This is a genomic window from Variovorax sp. KK3 (assembly GCF_001984055.1).
GTDB lineage: Bacteria > Pseudomonadota > Gammaproteobacteria > Burkholderiales > Burkholderiaceae_C > Variovorax.
The window spans coordinates 20,853-38,842 of sequence record NZ_LYVO01000022.1 but is presented as its reverse complement, the minus strand read 5'-3'; the positions used below and the strand labels follow the sequence as shown (position 1 = coordinate 38,842).

At 66.1% G+C, this 17,990-nt stretch carries 16 protein-coding genes; 15 read left to right on the top strand and 1 reads right to left on the bottom strand.

Annotation, left to right across the window (positions count from 1 at the left end):
• Positions 1-20: 20 nt before the first annotated feature.
• The 3 genes from B0W80_RS12960 to B0W80_RS12950 are packed head-to-tail and all read left to right on the top strand — an operon-like array spanning position 21 to position 3,148.
• A complete protein-coding gene (locus tag B0W80_RS12960) occupies positions 21-1,049 on the top strand; it encodes an aldo/keto reductase (RefSeq protein WP_076999554.1) in 1,029 nt (342 codons plus the stop codon).
• A gap of 37 nt (positions 1,050-1,086) precedes the next feature.
• The gene (aldA, locus tag B0W80_RS12955) at positions 1,087-2,520 is read left to right on the top strand and encodes an aldehyde dehydrogenase (protein WP_076999553.1); all 1,434 of its coding nucleotides are present in this window, start codon (positions 1,087-1,089) and stop codon (positions 2,518-2,520) included.
• 4 nt (positions 2,521-2,524) lie between these two features.
• Positions 2,525-3,148, top strand: a complete 624-nt coding sequence (locus B0W80_RS12950) for a flavin reductase family protein (protein ID WP_076999552.1) — start codon at positions 2,525-2,527, stop codon at positions 3,146-3,148.
• 41 nt (positions 3,149-3,189) lie between these two features.
• Here the strand turns inward: B0W80_RS12950 and B0W80_RS12945 are convergent, their stop codons facing one another.
• On the bottom strand, positions 3,190-3,978 hold the full coding sequence (locus B0W80_RS12945) for a GntR family transcriptional regulator (RefSeq protein ID WP_076999551.1): 789 nt from the start codon (positions 3,976-3,978) through the stop codon (positions 3,190-3,192).
• 247 nt (positions 3,979-4,225) lie between these two features.
• Here B0W80_RS12945 and B0W80_RS12940 point away from each other — a divergent pair, with 247 nt between their 5' ends.
• From B0W80_RS12940 to B0W80_RS12885, 12 genes are all read left to right on the top strand, one after another.
• Positions 4,226-5,134, top strand: coding sequence for a LysR substrate-binding domain-containing protein (locus tag B0W80_RS12940; RefSeq protein ID WP_076999609.1), 909 nt, complete (start codon positions 4,226-4,228; stop codon positions 5,132-5,134).
• 70 nt (positions 5,135-5,204) lie between these two features.
• Positions 5,205-6,224: a tripartite tricarboxylate transporter substrate binding protein gene (locus tag B0W80_RS12935; protein ID WP_076999550.1), complete on the top strand. Its 1,020-nt coding sequence runs from the start codon at positions 5,205-5,207 to the stop codon at positions 6,222-6,224.
• On the top strand, positions 6,221-7,336 hold the full coding sequence (locus B0W80_RS12930; RefSeq protein WP_083745353.1) for an amidohydrolase: 1,116 nt from the start codon (positions 6,221-6,223) through the stop codon (positions 7,334-7,336). The genes B0W80_RS12935 and B0W80_RS12930 overlap by 4 nt, the downstream gene beginning before the upstream one ends.
• Positions 7,337-7,397: 61 nt before the next feature.
• The gene (locus B0W80_RS12925; protein WP_076999549.1) at positions 7,398-8,483 is read left to right on the top strand and encodes an ABC transporter substrate-binding protein; all 1,086 of its coding nucleotides are present in this window, start codon (positions 7,398-7,400) and stop codon (positions 8,481-8,483) included.
• Between the two features lie 3 nt (positions 8,484-8,486).
• Positions 8,487-10,160 (top strand): iron ABC transporter permease, encoded by a 1,674-nt coding sequence (locus tag B0W80_RS12920; protein WP_076999548.1) that lies wholly within the window; start codon positions 8,487-8,489, stop codon positions 10,158-10,160.
• Positions 10,147-11,253: an ABC transporter ATP-binding protein gene (locus tag B0W80_RS12915; RefSeq protein ID WP_076999547.1), complete on the top strand. Its 1,107-nt coding sequence runs from the start codon at positions 10,147-10,149 to the stop codon at positions 11,251-11,253. The genes B0W80_RS12920 and B0W80_RS12915 overlap by 14 nt, the downstream gene beginning before the upstream one ends.
• An 80-nt stretch (positions 11,254-11,333) precedes the next feature.
• The gene (locus B0W80_RS12910) at positions 11,334-12,689 is read left to right on the top strand and encodes an acyclic terpene utilization AtuA family protein (protein WP_256856561.1); all 1,356 of its coding nucleotides are present in this window, start codon (positions 11,334-11,336) and stop codon (positions 12,687-12,689) included.
• Positions 12,682-13,044 carry a DUF4387 domain-containing protein gene (locus B0W80_RS12905; protein ID WP_076999545.1) on the top strand — a complete coding sequence of 121 codons (363 nt, stop codon included), beginning with the start codon at positions 12,682-12,684 and terminating at the stop codon, positions 13,042-13,044. The genes B0W80_RS12910 and B0W80_RS12905 overlap by 8 nt, the downstream gene beginning before the upstream one ends.
• A complete protein-coding gene (locus B0W80_RS12900; RefSeq protein ID WP_076999544.1) occupies positions 13,041-14,045 on the top strand; it encodes a phosphoglycerate dehydrogenase in 1,005 nt (334 codons plus the stop codon). The genes B0W80_RS12905 and B0W80_RS12900 overlap by 4 nt, the downstream gene beginning before the upstream one ends.
• Positions 14,046-14,195: 150 nt before the next feature.
• Complete coding sequence (locus B0W80_RS12895; RefSeq protein WP_256856560.1) at positions 14,196-14,780, top strand: (2Fe-2S)-binding protein; 585 nt, start codon at positions 14,196-14,198, stop codon at positions 14,778-14,780.
• Between the two features lie 2 nt (positions 14,781-14,782).
• Positions 14,783-15,784 (top strand): xanthine dehydrogenase family protein subunit M, encoded by a 1,002-nt coding sequence (locus tag B0W80_RS12890; protein ID WP_076999542.1) that lies wholly within the window; start codon positions 14,783-14,785, stop codon positions 15,782-15,784.
• Positions 15,781-17,937, top strand: a complete 2,157-nt coding sequence (locus B0W80_RS12885) for a xanthine dehydrogenase family protein molybdopterin-binding subunit (RefSeq protein WP_076999541.1) — start codon at positions 15,781-15,783, stop codon at positions 17,935-17,937. Before B0W80_RS12890 ends, B0W80_RS12885 begins: the two co-directional genes overlap by 4 nt.
• The last annotated feature ends 53 nt before the right edge of the window (positions 17,938-17,990 follow it).

The window sequence follows — 17,990 nt, the reverse complement described above, 5'->3', positions numbered from 1 at the left end:
ACCAGAGTCAAGGCGATCGCATGGATTACCGTTTCGTGGGCACCTCGGACCTCAAGGTGTCCGCCATCAGCCTCGGCACCGCCACCTTCGGCGGCGGGGGCGACTTCTACAAGGCATGGGGCGAGACCGATGTCGAGCAGGCACGGCGCCTGGTCGACATCGCGCTCGATGCGGGCGTCACGCTCTTCGACACCGCGGACGTGTACTCCAAGGGGCTGTCCGAGGAGATCCTCGGGCAGACCGTCCAGGGCCGGCGCGACCGCATGCTGATCGCGACCAAGGCAGGGTTTCGCATGACCGACGCCCCCGACGACGTCGGCGCGACGCGCAAGCACCTCGTGCAGGCCTGCGACGACAGCCTGCGTCGCTTGGGCGTGGAGACCATCGACCTGTGGCAGCTGCATGGCTTCGACATGCTGACGCCCCTGGAGGAAACGCTGAACGCCGTCGACGAGCTGGTGCGCGCCGGCAAGGTCCGCTACGTGGGCTGTTCCAACTACTCCGGTTGGCAACTCATGAAAGCCATGGCCTTGGCCGGCGTACATGGCTGGCCGAAGTACGTTGCCCACCAGGTCTACTACTCGCTGCTCGCACGCGACGTGGAGTGGGAGCTGCTGCCGCTGGGCCTGGACCAGGGCGTGGGCACCATCGTGTGGAGCCCGCTCTCGGCCGGCATGCTGAGCGGCAAGATCGGCCGCAACCAGCCGGCGCCCGCAGGCAGCCGCATCGCGTCGCTGGGCTCGCGTGCCATCGTGATGCCGCAGGAGCAGTTCTTCGACCTGATCGACCTGCTGCACTCGCTGGCCCATGCACATGCGCGGCCCGTGTCGCAGATCGCGCTGAACTGGCTGCTGCGCCGGCCCACGGTGTGCAGCCTCGTCATCGGCGCGCGCAACGAGGCGCAGCTACGCGAGAACCTCTCGGCATCGGACTTCGTGCTGAGTGCCGAAGACGTCGCGCGGCTCGACGAGGCCAGCGCGCGCGATGCGGCATACCCGTACTGGCACCAGCGCAGCGTCTACAAGGAGCGCAACCCGCGCCTGTGCTGACGCCTTCCGATTTCTTCCGTCCCTCACTCCACGAGCCATGAGCACAACCAAACCCTTGCGTGTCAGCGACAACTTCATCGACGGCCGCTTCGTCGCTTCACAGACCCATCTGGAGGTCTTCAACCCGGCCACGAACGCAGCCGTCTCGCGCGTGGCCGTGGCGGAAGACGGACACATCGACCAGGCCATCGACGCGGCCCGCCGGGCGCAACGCGCGTGGGCCCGGCGCCCGGCGGTCGAACGCGCGGGCTTCCTGCGCCGCATCGCGCAGGGGATTCGAAATTACACTTCGCTGCTGGCGCGCGTCATTTCCAAAGAGCAGGGCAAGCTGGCCGAGGTCGAGGTGTCCTTCACCGCCGACTACCTCGACTACATGGCCGAGTGGGCGCGCCGCATCGAAGGCGAGGTGATCACGAGCGACCGGCCGGATGAAACCATCCTCATGCTGCGCAAGCCGCTGGGCGTGGTGGCTGGCATCCTGCCCTGGAACTTTCCGTTCTTCCTGATCGCGCGCAAGATGGCACCGGCCCTGGTGACCGGCAACGCCATCGTCATCAAGCCCAGCGAAGAAACGCCGAACAACTGCCATGAGTTCGCCCGCATCGTCGCTGCCGCCGAACTGCCCGCCGGCGTGTTCAACGTGGTGAATGGTGCTGGCAGCGTCGGCGCCCGGCTGTCGGGCCATGGCGGTGTCGACATGGTGAGCTTCACCGGCAGCGTGCGCACGGGCAGCGCCATCATGTCGGCTGCGGCGGACCACATCACGAAGGTCAACCTGGAGCTCGGTGGCAAGGCGCCTGCCATCGTGCTGGCCGACGCAGACCTGGACCTGGCGGCGCGAGCGATCCGCGACTCGCGCGTGATCAACAGCGGCCAGGTCTGCAACTGTGCCGAGCGCGTGTACGTGGAGCATGCTGTCGCTGAGCGCTTCGTCGACAAGGTCGCCGGCCTCATGCGGGAGGTCCGCTTCGGCGACCCGCTGGCACAACGCGACCTCGACATGGGCCCCTTGATCAACCGCGGCGGACTTGACAAGGTCGCCCACATGGTCGATCGAGCGCGCCAGCAGGGCGCACGTGTGGTCACCGGCGGCGCGATCGCCGACGTCGAGCATGGCTTTCATTACCTGCCCACCGTCCTGGCCGACTGTCGCTCCGACATGGACGTGATGCGCGACGAGATCTTCGGTCCCGTGCTGCCGATCCAGGTGGTCGACGGCCTCGACGAAGCCATCGCCCTGGCCAACGCCAGCGAGTACGGATTGACCTCGTCGATCTACACGGGCAGCCTCGGCAAGGCCTTGCAAGCCACGAGGGAGCTGCAGTTCGGCGAAACCTACGTGAACCGCGAGAACTTCGAGGCCATGCAAGGCTTCCACGCCGGGGTGCGCAGGTCAGGCATTGGCGGGGCCGATGGCAAGCATGGACTCTACGAGTACACGCACAGCCACGTGGTGTACCTGCAGGGCTGACACCATGTACTTCGATTTAGCCAACCTCGGCGGCAAGCTGAGCTACAAGCTGCTGTCGTCCACCGTGGTACCGCGCCCCATCGCCTGGGTCACCACGCGCAGCGACCACGGCCACCTCAACGCGGCTCCCTTCTCGTTCTTCAACGTCTTTTCCGGCGAGCCGCCTGTCGCATGCCTCGGGATCGGCGAGGGCATCCATGGCCCGAAGGACACGGTGAACAACCTCCGCGCCAACGGCGAGCTCGTGATCAACCTGGTCTCCGAATCGAACGTGGTGTCCATGAACATCACCGCGACCGCCTTCGAGTCGGAGATCGACGAGCTGGAGGAGGCCGGCCTAGCCACGGTCGCGTCGACACACGTCGCGCCGCCGCGCATTGCGGCCAGCCCCGCGTCCTTCGAGTGCCGCGTGCGCGAGATCATCCCCCTCGGCACGGCCAACCACCTCATCCTGGTGAACGTGCTGGCGGCGCACATCATCGACGAGGCGATCACCGACGTGGATCGCTGCCGGATCGATGCCTCGCGGCTCGATCTGGTGGGACGCATGGAAAGCCCGGGCTGGTACGTGCGGACACGTGATCGGTTCATGCTCAAGCAACAGGTGAAGCCGCTGCGTGACGCTTGACCACGATATGCGGATCTGGCGGCGTGGACCTCAGCGGTCTTCTAGGGCGTCGTAGGCACGTGGTGCATGAGCCGGCCGCCTTCCCGGGACTCCAGCACGGTCCCTTTGAATTCCGCGACGATGGAGGTGCGCTCGGAGGTCATGTAGGCCGCCAGATGCATGACGGGTGCGTTCGGCCCTTCCTCGATGACGCGGACCAGTCGCAACAGCGGCGAGCCGACGTCGACGTCAAGAATCGAGGCGATCTGCGGATCGGCGGACACCGCCGTGATGGTCTGCGACACCCTGGCGTAGTTGACGCCGTGGGCGATCAAGGTCTCTGAAAGGCCTTGCCGGCGCAGCCGCTCCGGCGTCACGTGCACGGCATGCCTGGCGGTCAACCAGGCCTCGATCACCATCAACGGTACCGTTCGCACGGAACGCACACGGCTGATGAAGAGCGCCTCCGTTCTTCCATCCAGAGCCAGCAGACCGCTGATGTCCGAAGGCGGGACTCGGGGCGCGAATTCCAGCACCTTCACCTTGGTTTGCCGGGAACGCTGAAGAAGCGATTCGACGAAATTGAGCGATGTGCGTTTCGAAGCGCGACCCGCCTGCGCAAGCACGAAGGTCCCTTTGCCGAGGCGTTTTTCGAGCAGGCCGGCGTCGACCAGGTCGCTGACGGCCCTGCGCACCGTGATGCGCGAGACGCCGAACAGATTGCAGAGCTGGTCTTCCGGCGGGATCGTCGAATCGGGCGGGTAGACGCCGCGCCGGATCTGCTCGCGCAGCGCCAAGAACAGCTGGCGATGCAACAGTTCGCCCTGGTGGCGGCTGAGAGGAATGCTCATGGTCTGGATCGAGGAGCCACGCGTTGCCCCGTTGCGGGCATGACATCATAATCACATAATGGCGTCTGCGGACAGCTCGGCTGGCGCCGTTGCCACCGCGGAGACATAACTTGAAACAAGCTGTTGTTGCGCCATGTTCGGCGCTCCGGTTTTCCCTAGCCGCCGAGAACGGGCACGGGCGACGCGTGGCGACGATCCGCGCGCAGGCGCAGGAGGGCGGGCCTTGAAACAGCTCGAACTGTCGACGATGCGCATCTTCGTCGGCGTGGCCGAGGGGGGCAGCATGTCCGCCGCCGCCGAGAAGTGCCATCTCACCGTTGCAGCGGTCAGCAAGCGCGTGCGCGACCTCGAATTGTCGACGGGCAATCACCTGTTCCAGCGGCATGCGAGAGGCATGACGCTGACGGCGGCCGGCCGATCGATGCTCCAGCATGCCCGGGAGATCATCTTCGCAGTCGACAAGATGCAGAGCGAGCAGCGACAACTCGCACAAGGGGTCGCCGGCGTGGTGAGAATCGCATCGATGGGCTCGGCGATAGCGCACTTCCTCCCGTCCGATCTCAAGGAGTTCTTCAACCTGCATCCCGGGGTTGCGATCGAACTGAGCGACGCGACCTCGGCGGACGTGGTCGAGGCGGTCCTCGAAGGCCGTGCCGACGTCGGAATCTTCCTGGCCTCGGCGAACCATGCGCTGCTCAAGATTTACGACTACTACCGCGATGCATTGGCGCTGGTCGTGCCGATCACGCATCCCCTTGCGGGCCGTGGCCACGTGCACTTTGCCGATCTGCTGGAGCATGAATTCATCGCGCTGGCGCGGCGCAGCACGATCGTTCAAACGATGATCGCCGCGAGCGAGGGCGCCTTGCGGATTCGTCTGCACGTCCACACCAGCGATGCGCTGTGCCGCATGGTGGGTGCGGGTCTGGGCATCGGGATCTGCCCGCTCAAGGCTGCCCGCAGCAACCGGCGCGTCGTGCCCATCGACGTGCTGGCGCTCGACGAGCCATGGGCGGTCAGGCAACTGCTGATCGGCGTGCGGCCCGACGAGGATGGACTCTCCGGTGCCGCGCGTGTCTTCCTTGCGCATTGCCGGGCCGCCGCATCCGTTGCGCTGGCCGACGAATTGGCCGGTGCCGACGCGCGTGCCGCTTGAACCGGTGATTGAAGCTGTGGCTGTTCGAAGTTGAACCGCGGTCGCACGCAAGTCCATACAGTGCGTGCCCATGCGCTCCCATTCATCCAGGCTCGAGGCAGTTCGCGGAGACGGAATCCGCAAGTTTCTGTCGACGCTGCTCGTCGCGTCGGCGATCTCCTTCCTCGTCACGAACAGCAAGGCAGATCCCTTTCCGCACAAGGCGATCGAGCTCATCGTCCCGTCTTCGCCGGGGGCGCCCATCGATACCGTCGCACGTGCGATCGCACCCGCCATGGCGATGTCGTTGAAGCAGCCCGTGGTGATCCAGAACGTGCCTGGCGCCGGCGGCGTGCTGGGCGCCACGAGGCTCGCGCGTGCTGCGAAGGACGGCTATACCGTGGGCATCGCGTCCTCGAACATCGTGATCGCGCCCTCTCTGTACAAGCTCTCGTATGACCCGCGGGCGGACATCGCCGCCGTCACGGTCATCGCGGCCGGTCGCATGGTGCTGGCCGTGAATGCCAAGCTGCCCGTCAAGGGCGTCAAGGAGCTGCTCCAACTGGCCGCGTCGAGGCCGGCCGGCAGCAGCCTGACCTACGGCTCGCAGGGTGTCGGTTCCATCGCGCATCTCGAATTCGAACTCTTCAAGGCCACGACCACGACTTCCTTTCTGCACGTGCCCTACAAGGGGTCGGACCAGCTTTACACGGCACTCAGCGCAGGAGAGATCGACGTGGCGTTTCTCGCCGCGTCGGCGGCCATGACCCTTGAAAAGACAGGACGCATCAAGGTCATCGGAGTCATGGGAGATCAGCGGCTTACCGGCCTGCCTGCCGCGGCCACCCTGAAAGAGCAGGGTGTCGACGGTGTCGACAACACCTCCTGGATCGCCATGTTCGCGCCCGGCGGCGTCGATCCGATCGTGATGAATCGCATCCACAAGGAAGCGGTCCGCGCGTTGAACGCACCCGAAGTGAAGAAGACGCTCGAATTGGCGGGCTACCAGCTCGTCGGAAACGACGCAGCGCAGGCCCAGGCGACCTACCTGTCGGACCTGCGCAGGTACCGCTCGATCATCGTCGAACGGAACATCAAGGTGTCCGAATGACGACCGCCGTGACATCCGACGGACCCAGGACCTACCGCTTCGGCGGCATCGAGGCCGACCGCCCCGACTACCTGGCGCGCCAGCCGCACGAAGTCGCGATGCTGCCCGCACTGCCCATCGTGGACGCACATCACCACCTGTGGGACGTGAGGGGCGCGGCCGATCCCAGGCTCGGCGGGAAGAGTCACCGCTACCTGGTCGACGACTACATGGCCGACGCGTCGAGCGGTCATCACGTCACGGCCTCGGTGTTCGTCGAGTGCCGCACCATGTACCGGGCATCCGGGCCGGCACAGCTTCGGCCGGTCGGCGAGGTCGAGTTCGCCGCTGGCATGGGCGCCATGGCCGACAGCGGGAGCTACGGATCGACGCGGGTCTGCGCAGTCGTCGTGGGGCAGGCGGACCTGACGCTGGGGGCCGGGGTGTACGAAGTCCTGGAGGCCTGCACGATCGCGGGCTCCGGCCGCTTCCGGGGCGTGCGTCACAGCGCCGGGTGGAGCGACAGGCCCGGCGTGCGCAACAACGCCACATCGACGGGACCGGGCATCTACACGAGCAGCCCGTTCCAAGCAGGCGCGCGCTGCCTGGGAGCCATGGGCCTGTCGCTCGACGCGTTCCTCTTTCACCACCAGCTCGGTGACCTGGTGGCGCTCGCGCGGGCCGTGCCCGAGTTGCCGATCGCGCTGTGCCACTGCGGAGGCCCCCTTGGATTCGACACGGCAGAAGTACACCAGCGAGAAGTCTTCCAGGCTTGGCGCAGCAACATGCGGGACGTTGCTGCGTGCGACAACGTCCACGTCAAGCTGGGCGGCATCATGAATCGCCTGGGAGCCTTCGACTTTCGAACGGCGCAAAGGCCGCCCACGTCCGCGGAGCTGGCCCGCCTGTGGCGTCCGTACGTCGAGACCTGCATCGAACTCTTCGGCCCACGCCGCTGCATGTTCGAGAGCAACTTCCCGGTCGAGAAGATGGGCATTTCGTTTCACGCGCTATGGAATGCGTTCAAACGGATGGCGGCTGGCTGCTCCGACGATGAGCAGGCAGAACTGTTCAGCCGGACGGCCACGCGCTTCTATCGCATTCCCGAGCCGGCCGGAGAGCCGGATGTTTGACGAGTGGCGCGGCAACACTGCGCGCTTCGCCTCTAACCCTGGAACCATGAGGAGACGAACCATGGCCTTTCGCATCTTTGTCATCGCGCTGCTTGCGCCCGTGCTGGCCCACTTTGCAAGCGCGCAAACCGTGCCCACCGGCTACCCCAAGGAATATGCCAAGCTGGTGGAGGCCGCCGAACGCGAGGGCGTCGTCACCGTCTACTCGTCCACGGACTCCAAGTCCGTGGCCGGCCTGCTGCAGGCCTTCCAGGCGCGGTATCCCAAGATCAAGGTCGACTTCGTGGACCAGAGCAGCAACGAGATCTACACGCGCTTCACGAGCGAGGCCGCCGCGGGGCAGGGCACCGGCGACATCGGCTGGGCCGGTTCGGACACGGCGGTGAAGCTGTTCCACGATGGAATCGCGGCCGAGTATGTCTCGCCCGAGGCGCGCAACGTGCCCGACTTCGCGATCTGGAAGAACGCAGCCTTCGCCGTCACCTACGAGCCCATCGTGACCATCTACAACAAGCGGATGGTGCCGGCCGGCGACGTGCCGGCGACTCGTCAGGATCTCACGCGCTTGCTGATCGACAAGCGCGAGACCTACCGAGGCAAGGTCGGCACCTACGACGCCGAGCGCAACGCTGCCGGCATCGGCTTCCTCGGCGAAGACTCGCGTTCGTACCCCGAAACGGCGTGGCCGCTCTTCAAGGCGCTGGGACAGAGCGGCGTCAAGCTGTTCAACTCCAACGGCACGATGGTGGAGCGGGTCGCTTCGGGCGAGATCGCGCTGGCTTACAACCTGGCCGCCGCCAACGTGGCGGAGCGGATGAAGACCGATCCGTCGATCGGCATGATCCTCCCCTGCGACTACACGCTGTATTTGACGCGGACCGTGGTGCTGTCGAAGCGCGGCAAGCACCCCAACGCGGCCAAGGTGTTCCTGGACTTCGTTCTGAGCAAGGAAGGCCAGCAGCAGATGGCGGACAAGTCCATCGGGAGCATCCGCGCCGACGTGCAAAACAACCCTGCGCTGCGACGGGCGCCCGAGTGCAAGAACGCGAAGGCCCTGACGCCGGGCCCGGAGCGGCTGATCGTCTTCGATCCGGCCTGGCGCATCGATTTCCTGCGCCAGTGGAAAGCCGCCTTGCAGGCGAAATAGCGGATGCCCACCCGCATGCGTGTGGCGCTCGTCCTGGCGACGGCGCTCTTCGTCCTGGCCCCGATCTTCCTGATCGCGTGGCAAAGCGTGCAGAGCGATGCGTTCTTCAAGCCGAACGCGAGGCTGTCGCTCGATGCCTTCAAGTTCGTCCTCACGGACGACGACTTCTATGCATCGTTGTGGAACTCGGTCCAGATCTCCGTGGGAATGACGCTCATCGCCGTGCCATTGGGCAGCGCGCTCGCATTCCTCCTGACCCGGACGGACGTGCCCGGGGGGCGTTGGATCGAACCGCTGGTGCTCGCACCCATGTTCATCTCGTCGCTGGTGCTCGCGTTCGGCTACGTGGTCGGCGCCGGCCCCGTCGGATTCGTGAGCCTGCTCGCGAAGTCCGTGTTCGGGGTGGTGCCGTGGACCTTGTATTCCAAGCCCGCGATCATCGTCATCGCCGGGCTGACCCACGTGCCGCACGTGTACCTGTACGTCTCGACGGCCTTGAAGGGCGTGGGCTCCGACATCGAAGAGGCCGCCCGCGTGTCGGGCTCGAATCCTTGGCGCGTGGCCCTCGACGTCAGCCTGCCGATGGTCCTGCCGACCATGCTCTTCTGCACGCTGCTGCTGCTCTTCCTGGGCATCGAGCTGTTCGGCCTGCCGCTCGTGCTGGGAGAGCCGGAGGGCATCTCGGTGCTGGCCACCTACCTCTTCAAGCTGACCAACCTGTTCGGTACGCCGGCCTACCACCTGCTCGCCGCGGTCGCGATGCTGATCGTCGCGCTGACCTTGCCCATGGTCTACCTCCAACGCAAGATGATGAACGACGCGGATCGCTTCGTGTCCGTCAAGGGAAAGGCGGCTGCCCGCAAGCCGCTGTCGCTGGGGCCGTGGCGCTGGGTGGCTTTCGGCGCGATCGTGGCGTGGCTCGCCGTCAGCGTCGTGCTGCCGGTCGGTGCCGTCATTCTTCGGAGCGTGCTCAGGACCTGGGGCGAAGGCGTGCCGCTCGCCGGAAACTTCACCGCGCAGCATTTCGCGGCGATCTTCGAGTTTCCGAATCTCAGGCGCGGCATCGTCAACACCGCCTTGATCGCCACGCTCGGTGCAGCCTTGTCGGTCGCCGTGTACACCGTGCTCAACTTGGCGGTGCACCGCTGGCGTTCCCGCTGGGCTGCAGTGATCGACTACCTCGTTCTGCTGCCTCGGGCGTTGCCGGGGCTGGTCGCCGGACTCGCGATCTTCTGGCTGTTCCTCTTCGTTCCGCTGATCAGTCCGCTGCGCTCGACGCTGCTGTCGATCTGGATCGCCTACACCCTCGTCTGGCTCGGCTACGGCATCCGGCTGATCAGCGGCTCGCTGCTGCAGATATCCCCCGAGCTGGAAGAGGCTGCACGGGTGGCCGGCGCGTCCGCGGGCCGCGTCAGCCTGCACGTCACGGTTCCATTGGTGCGGGCGGGCCTGTTCAGTGCCTGGGCTCTGATCTTCATCACCTACGTCAAGGAGTACTCGACAGCCGTGTACCTGCTCGCGCCCGGGACCGAGGTGCTCGGCTCCCTGATGGTCTCTCTCTGGGACACGGGTGCCATCGACACGATCGCAGCCTTGTCCACGGTCAACATCGTCATGATCGGACTCGGCGTGTTGCTGCTCCAGCGCTTCGAAAAGGCCTCCCATGCCAAAGCTTGAAATCGAGGGCCTGAGGGTCACGCTCGGCAAGACGCCGATCCTCCAGGGTGTCTCCACTTCTTTCGAGGAGGGCGAGATCGTCGTGCTGCTGGGTCCGTCGGGCTGCGGCAAGACCACCTTGCTGCGCTCCATCGCGGGGCTGGAGCATCCCACCAGTGGCCGCATCGTGATCGACGGCGTCACGGTCTACGACAGTCCGCGCGGGATCGATCTGCCCAGCGAACGGCGCAACCTGGGGCTGGTCTTCCAGTCCTACGCGCTGTGGCCGCACAAGACCGTGTTCGAGAACGTGGCGTATGCGCTGCGCTTGCGCAGGATGAGCGAGGCGCAGATTCGCACCGGGGTCGACGAGGTCCTCGCAGGCATCGGCCTGGACGGCATGGCGGGCCGCTACCCGCACCAGTTGTCCGGCGGCCAGCAGCAGCGGGTGGCGTTGGCACGCTCGATGGCCTACAGCCCTCCGGTCTTGCTGCTCGATGAGCCCTTGTCGAACCTCGATGCCAAGCTGCGAGAGGACGCGCGCATCTGGATTCGCTCGCTGATCAAGTCGCGCGGCCTCAGCGCCATCTTCGTGACGCACGACCAGGTGGAAGCGATGGCGATCGCAGACCGCATCGTCCTGATGGACGCCGGACAAATCGCCCAGAGCGGCTCGCCCGAAGAGCTGTACGGGCAACCGGCCAGCCTGTTCGCAGCGGAATTCATGGGCGCGAACAACCACCTTCGCACGATCATCGCGGACTCGGGGCTTGGGGAAATCGTGCTGGCATTCGGCGACCAGTCGCTCAAGGCGCGGGGCGCGCGAGCCGAGGAACCGTCTGCAAGCACCGGCGTTGCGGTGATCCGCGTGGAAGCCGTGGGAAGTGGCCCGCCCGCCAGCGATGACAACGTCGTCCAAGCCAGCCTCGAGACGGCCGTTTACCTGGGGGGAAAGTGGGAGGCGGTGTACGTCTGCGGCGGCCAACGCTTGCGTGCCTTTAGCGCGCAACGCCCTCAGGAGGGATGTCACGCGCTGCACATCCCGCGCGACGCGGTGTGGTTCTTCCCGGATCCGTCGCAGCCTTCACAGCCCTCGCACCCATCAACCCGGTAACCCGGTAGCCCGCTTGTCGACAACACCACACGATCGGAAGAGCCATGACACAACGACTCCAAGACACCGTCAACATCATCGTGCCGACCGGCTCGCTCGGCGCCGGCATCCGCAGCGAACATCTCGAAGCCGGCATCGCGGCCGGCGCGCACGGGATTGCCTGCGACGCGGGCTCGACCGACAGCGGGCCGGCGTACCTGTCGAGCGGCAGGTGCAAGTACTCCAAGGGTGCGATCAAGGCAGACCTGCGCGTGCTGATGCTGGCCCAGGCGAAAGCGCACATCCCGTTGCTGATCGGCTCCTGCGGCACGTCCGGCTGCGACATGGCCTTGGACTGGACGCGCGACATCGTGATCGAGCTGGCGCACGAGCACGGTCTCGCCCTCAAGATCGCGGTCCTGTATTCGGAGCAGCGCGCCGACCTGATGGCGACATTGGCCAGCGGCGGAAATGTCACGCCCCTGGCGCCGTTGCAAGGCACGGGCGCCGACCTGTTCGAGCAATGCGACCACATCGTTGCACTCATGGGGCCGGAGCCCTACATGAAGGCCCTGGAGGCTGGGGCCGACATCGTGCTGGGCGGCAGAACGACAGATACCGCGGTTATCGCAGCGCTGCCGCTCCTGCGCGGCGCCGGTAAGGCGGCCTCGTGGCATGCAGGGAAGATTTCCGAATGCGGCGGCCTGTGCACGACCCACTCACGCGAGGGCGGCGTGCTGGTCCGTGTCGGCAAGGAAGCGTTCGAGGTGGAGCCGCTCGGGAGCGTCAGCCGGTGTACGCCGTTCACGGTGTCTGCGCACATGCTCTACGAGAACAGCGATCCATTCCTGCTGACCGAGCCCGGAGGCGTGCTCGACGTGACGCAAGCCCTGTACGAGGCGGTCGACGAGCGGATCGTGCGTGTGACGGGGTCGCAGTTTCACGAGAGGCCGTACACCATGAAGCTCGAGGGGGCCGGCCGTGGCGGCTTCCAGACCATCATGCTCGTCGGAATCCAGGACCGGGCTGTCTGCACCGAGGTGGAAGCGTTCATCGAACGTATGCACAAGGCGCTGTGCGAGAGAGTCGTGACGGCCTTGGAGCTGCAGCTGTCCGATTTCGACATTTCGCTGCGGCCCTATGGATGGAATGCGGTGACCGGCCTGCCCGTCGATGACGGCGGACCGCCGCCGAGAGAAATCGGGCTCATGTTCGTGGCCACTGCCCAGACCCAGGAACTTGCCACGCAGATCGCGAAGACCTGCAACCCTTGGTTCTTCCACATGCCGATCCGGCCCGAAGTCGAACTGCCGAGCTATGGGTTTCCGTTCTCCCCCTCGGAAACCGAGCGCGGTCCGGTCTACGACTTCAAGCTCAACCATGTGGTCCATGTCGGCGATGCCCTGGAACTAGTTCGCATGGAATACGTCAGCACAAAGGAGGCATGCCATGCCTAAGCTCGGCGAGGTCTGCCACAGCGTGAGGTCCAAGAATGCCGGGCCGTTCTGGATCACCATGGATTTCTCCTTCGGGGACCAGGAATCGTTCGACCGCTATGCGGGCGCGTCCGTCTTCGACCCTGTGCTGATCGGCGAAAGACTGGGGGTCGACGCAGCGCTGGTCAAGGTGTTCAGCGTGCCGAATTTGCGCGTGGTGAAAGTGTCCTATGCGCGCTCCAAACCCCAGGGGGGCATGGTGGAGCGGGACATGCACGGCGGCCAGCAGTACGTGCGTCTTCTCGATCTGGAGATGAGCGCCTCGGCGGACCGCGCAGGCGGCCGACAGGGAGACCCCGGCCCGTTGGCGGCATGATCGACGCCGACTTCACCGTCGCCATCAGCCAGCGCAACGTCGATGACGAGGCCATCGGGTACATCACGCGGAACGGATGTCGCGTTCACGTACTCGACCTGCCGCAGGGCCAAGGCGACGACGCGCTCGGCGAGGACGAACTCGCTGACGCCCTGAAGGACTGTGACGCATGGATCGTCGGACATGCGCGCGTCACGAGGTCGCTGCTGGTACGGCTTCCGCGGCTGCGCGCGGTGTGTCGCCGAGGTGTGGGCCATGATCGGGTGGACCTGGCCGCCGTTCGCTCGCTGGGCAAGGTGGCCACGATCGCGGCAGGGGGCAACGACGCGGCGGTGGCCGATCACGTGATCGGCCTGATGCTGGCGGTATCGCGTCGGCATCGCGAATGCCGGCTTCGGTTGGAAAGGGCTGACTGGTCCATCCCGGTAGGCTCCGACCTCTTTCGCAAGACCGTGGGCATCGTCGGGCTGGGTCGCATCGGCAGTGGCGTCGTCGCGCGCTTGTCGGGCTTCGAAAGCAGGCTGCTCGCCGTCAGCCCGAGCGCGGGCGCTTCTTCCTGGGCCGCACGCGGGGTCGAACTGGTGCCACTGGAACGCCTGCTGGCAGAGTGCGACTTCGTGAGCCTGCACCTGCCGTTGACCGAGCGGACACGTTTCATCGTCGACAAGGATGCATTGGAGGCGATGAAACCCGGAGCGATCCTGATCAACACGGCGCGAGGTGGCCTGGTGGACGACGAGGCGCTCTTGACCGCTTTGAGGGCCGGGAGGCTCGCCGGTGCAGGTCTGGACGTATTCATGAGCGAAGCAGACCCGCGACTCGCGCAAACGACCCGCGAACTCCTGGCCTTGCCCAATGTGGTGGCGACGTCGCACGCGGCAGGTTCCACCGTCGAGAGCCTGAAGCGCACGAACTGGGTGGCCGCGCAGTGCGCTGTCGGAATTCTGCGTGGCCACGTGTTGCCGCCGGGCGTCGTTGTCGCCGACGGCAGGCCGCCCTGACGCATGCCGCACCTTCGTCGGCGCCGCTTTGCCTACGCTTGGAGGATCAGGCAGATGTCTTGGAGTGTTGGGCAGGCTCTCCGGGGTGCTTTTGGCTAGATTGGACGTCTCGAACGGACGGATATGAAAACCCCTGGACACCCTGAAGACATGGCCAAGATCACGCGCCGAACGGTGCTGGGAACCGGTGCCGCCACGACGATGTTCCCTGTCGGCATCGGAGCCCGGCCTGTCCTACCCGCGCCCGTGCGGGAGACCGGCGACGCCGTGCGACTGGCGTTGCGCGTGAACGGAGAAGCCGTCTCCGTGACCATCGACTCGCGTGCCTCCTTGCTGGATCTGCTGCGCGAGCGACTGAAGCTCAGCGGGACCAAGAAGGGCTGCGACCACGGGCAGTGCGGCGCATGCACGGTGCATCTGAACGGCCGCGCAGTCGTCTCCTGCTTGACGATAGCCGCCAAGGCGGACGGCGCGAACGTCAGGACCATCGAGGGCGTCGGGTCCGGCAACAGCCTCCACCCGATGCAGCGTGCCTTCATCGACCACGACGCACTGCAGTGCGGCTACTGCACGCCGGGTCAGATCATGTCCGCGATCGCCTGCATGCAGGATGGACAGGCGTTGGACCGTGCATCCATTCGCGAATTCATGAGTGGAAACTTGTGCCGGTGCGGGGCGTACCTCGGGATCGTCGCAGCCATCGAAGCGGTGGCCACCGACCGGCGGAGGGACTGAAGATGCAAGCCTTTCGGTACATGCGGGCCACCAGCGTCGACATGGCGGTGAGCGCGTTCTCCGCATCCGGTGGCAATGCTCGCTACGTGGCGGGCGGCACGACGCTCTACGACCTCATGAAGCTCGGCGTCGAGAAGCCGACTCGACTGATCGACCTCACGGCCGTTCGCGGACTCGACACGATCACCACGGACGGCAATGCGCTCCGCTTCGGTGCCATGGTGTCGATGGCGGACGTTGCGCGTGTGCGCGAAGTACGGCGCGACTACCCGGTGTTGGCCGAGAGCCTGCTGAAAGCCGCTTCGCAGCAACTGCGAAACATGGCGACCGTGGGCGGAAACCTCTTGCAAAGAACCCGATGCCTCTACTTTCGCGCGGGCCCGGGCGTCTATCCATGCAACAAGCGGCAGCCGGGAGCCGGTTGCGCCGCCATCGAAGGCATGGACCGCGGGCAGGCAGTGCTTGGCACCAGTGGTGCGTGCACGGCGGCGGCGGCAGGCGATTGGCCGGTCGCCCTGATCGCGCTCGACGCGCTGGTCGAAGTGCGCGGGCCGAACGGCGTTCGCACGATGCAGGTGGCGGCACTCTACCGGCTGCCGGGCAGCACGCCGGAGCGTGAGTTCACGCTGGACGCAGGCGAGGTGATCACGGCGGTGATCGTCCCGAAGACGAGGATGGGACAGGCGTCGACGTACCACAAGATCCGCGACAGAGAGTCCTATGCCTTTGCCCTGGCATCCGCCGCGGTGGCCCTCGACATGGAAGGGCCGACGGTGCGGGAAGCGCGCGTCGCGTTGGGCGGCGTCGGCACTGTGCCCTGGCGAGCGCGACAGTCCGAGGCCCTCTTGCGCGGAGAGACCCTTTCGCCGGAGCGAGTCCGGGAAGCGAGCCGCGCAGCCTTCCAGGATGCCAGGGTCGGGCACCACAACGCGTTCAAACCCGATCTGGGCGCGCGGGTCGTCGCGGAAGCGCTGATGATCGCTGCCGCAAGGAGCCGGGCATGAGCGCGGCACCGTTCCCCGACATCGCGCGCTTCGATGCCCTGGACAAGGTCTGCGGCCGAACCGAGTACGCCGGCGATGTGCCGTTGCCCGGACTCCTGCATGCGATGACCGTCCCGGCCACGATCGCGAAGGGCACGCTGACGTCCATCGACGTTCGCACCGCCCTGGCGGTGCCGGGCGTGGTAAGGGTGCTGACGCCGCAAGACACGCCGATGCCCCAGGGAGGGGCGAACAGTGCAGCGCCTCCGATGTTGCAGAACGCGATCGCGTACCGCGGGCAGCCCGTCGCACTCGTCGTCGCCGAGACGCTGGAGGCGGCCATCGAAGGCGCCGAGGCCGTCAGGGCCGTGTTCGCCGCCGAGGCTTTCACGGTGTCCTTCGATCGCCCCGGCAGCCCGCGGGAGGATGCCAAGGCGCCGACCTTCGGCGACGCGGATGCTGCATTCTCGGCAGCGGCGACGACCATCGATCAGACCTACGTGACGACGGCCAACCATCACAACCCGATGGAGTTGCTGTCGACGACGGCGGTCTGGTCGGGCGGCCGGCTCACGATCTACGAAGGCACGCAGAACGCGGCTCGCATCAAGTTCGACGTGGCCCACCTGATGCAGATCGATCCGGCGAACGTCGACGTCGTGAGTCCGCAGGTGGGTGGCGGCTTTGGCCAGAAGGGCGAAGTGCAGCGTCAGACCGCCATCGTCGCCCAGGCCGCACGGCTGACGGGTCGGCCGGTCAAACTGGTGATGCCGCGCAACCAGGTCTTCCACAACACGCGATTCCGGCCGCACGTGAAGCATCACGTCCGATTGGGTGCCGACGCATCCGGGCGGCTGGTGTCGGCGCACTACGACACCCTTCAGCAGAACTCGCGGCGGGGACGTTACCCGGCCGATTGGTACCACGCCGGGTCTTCCAAGGTCTACGGCATCGCCAACTACCGCGGAACGTCGGGCGACCTGCGCCTCGACACGCAGGGTCCCTCGCAGATGCGCGCTCCTTTCGAGCATCCTGCGGCCTTCGCGTTCGAAAGCGCCATCGATGAACTGGCCCATGCGCTCGGTCGCGACCCGGTTGCGTTGCGCCTGGCCAACGACACCCGCATCGATCACTCGACGGGAAAGCGATTCACGAAACGTCTTCTGAACGAATGCCTCACGCGGGGCGCGCAAAGGTTCGGCTGGTCGAGGCGCCAGCCGGCGCCCGGATCGATGAAGGACGCCGATGGCAATGCCGTCGGATGGGGCGTCGCCGCGGGCGTCTACCAGGCCGCCATGCACCCGGCCATTGCGACACTTCGCATCGGGGCCAACGGCAGCACCCACTACGCGAGCGCGGGGCACGAGATGGGGCAGGGCATGCGCACGGCCATCGCGCAGGTGCTGATCGCAGGTCTTCGGATCGATCCCAGCCGTTTGACGATCGTCGTTGGAGACACGCGAGCGGCACCCCAGCATGGAACTGCAGGCCAATGGGGAACGGCCAGCTCAGTGCCCGTCGCCGCGGCCGCGGCACAGCGAATGGTGGCTGCGTTCGACGAGCTCCTGGCGGGGCGTGACGTTCCGGGCAACATGCACGCGCAGCTGGCACGCATCCGACGACCCTTCCTCGAAGTCCAGGTGACGATGGCGGCGCCAGGCCAGGGGCCCGAGCACGTCGAAAGGCTCAAGACCGGGGGATTCGCCGTCGCGGGGCTTCATGGCACCTATCCCGAGTTCACCGCGCTCAGCCACATCGCGCATTTCGTCGAGGTCCGCATCGAGACGTTCACGGGTCGAATCCGGGTGCCACGCATCGTGTCGGTGGCGGATTGCGGTCGCGTCGTGAGTCCGCGAACCGCCAGGAGTCAAGTCCAGGGTGGGGTGGTCTGGGCACTGGGGGCGGCGTTGCGCGAGACCAGCGAGGTCGATGCGCGGTACGGCGGTTGGCTCAATGCAGATCTGGCCGAATACCTCGTGCCGGTGAACGCCGACATCGGCGAGATCGACGTGAGCTTCATCGACGAGCCGGATTTCGAGGCCAATGCCGCGGGCGTCAAGGGCATCGGCGAGATCTCGATGGTCGGCGCTGCGGCAGCAATCGCGAATGCCATCTTCCACGCCACGGGGCGGCGCCTTCGCACCCTGCCGATGCGGCTCGAGCAATTGTTGTGAGCACGTGATGGAGTCCCTGGCCAAAGCCGTCGACGGCATTCTTCGCGGCGCCC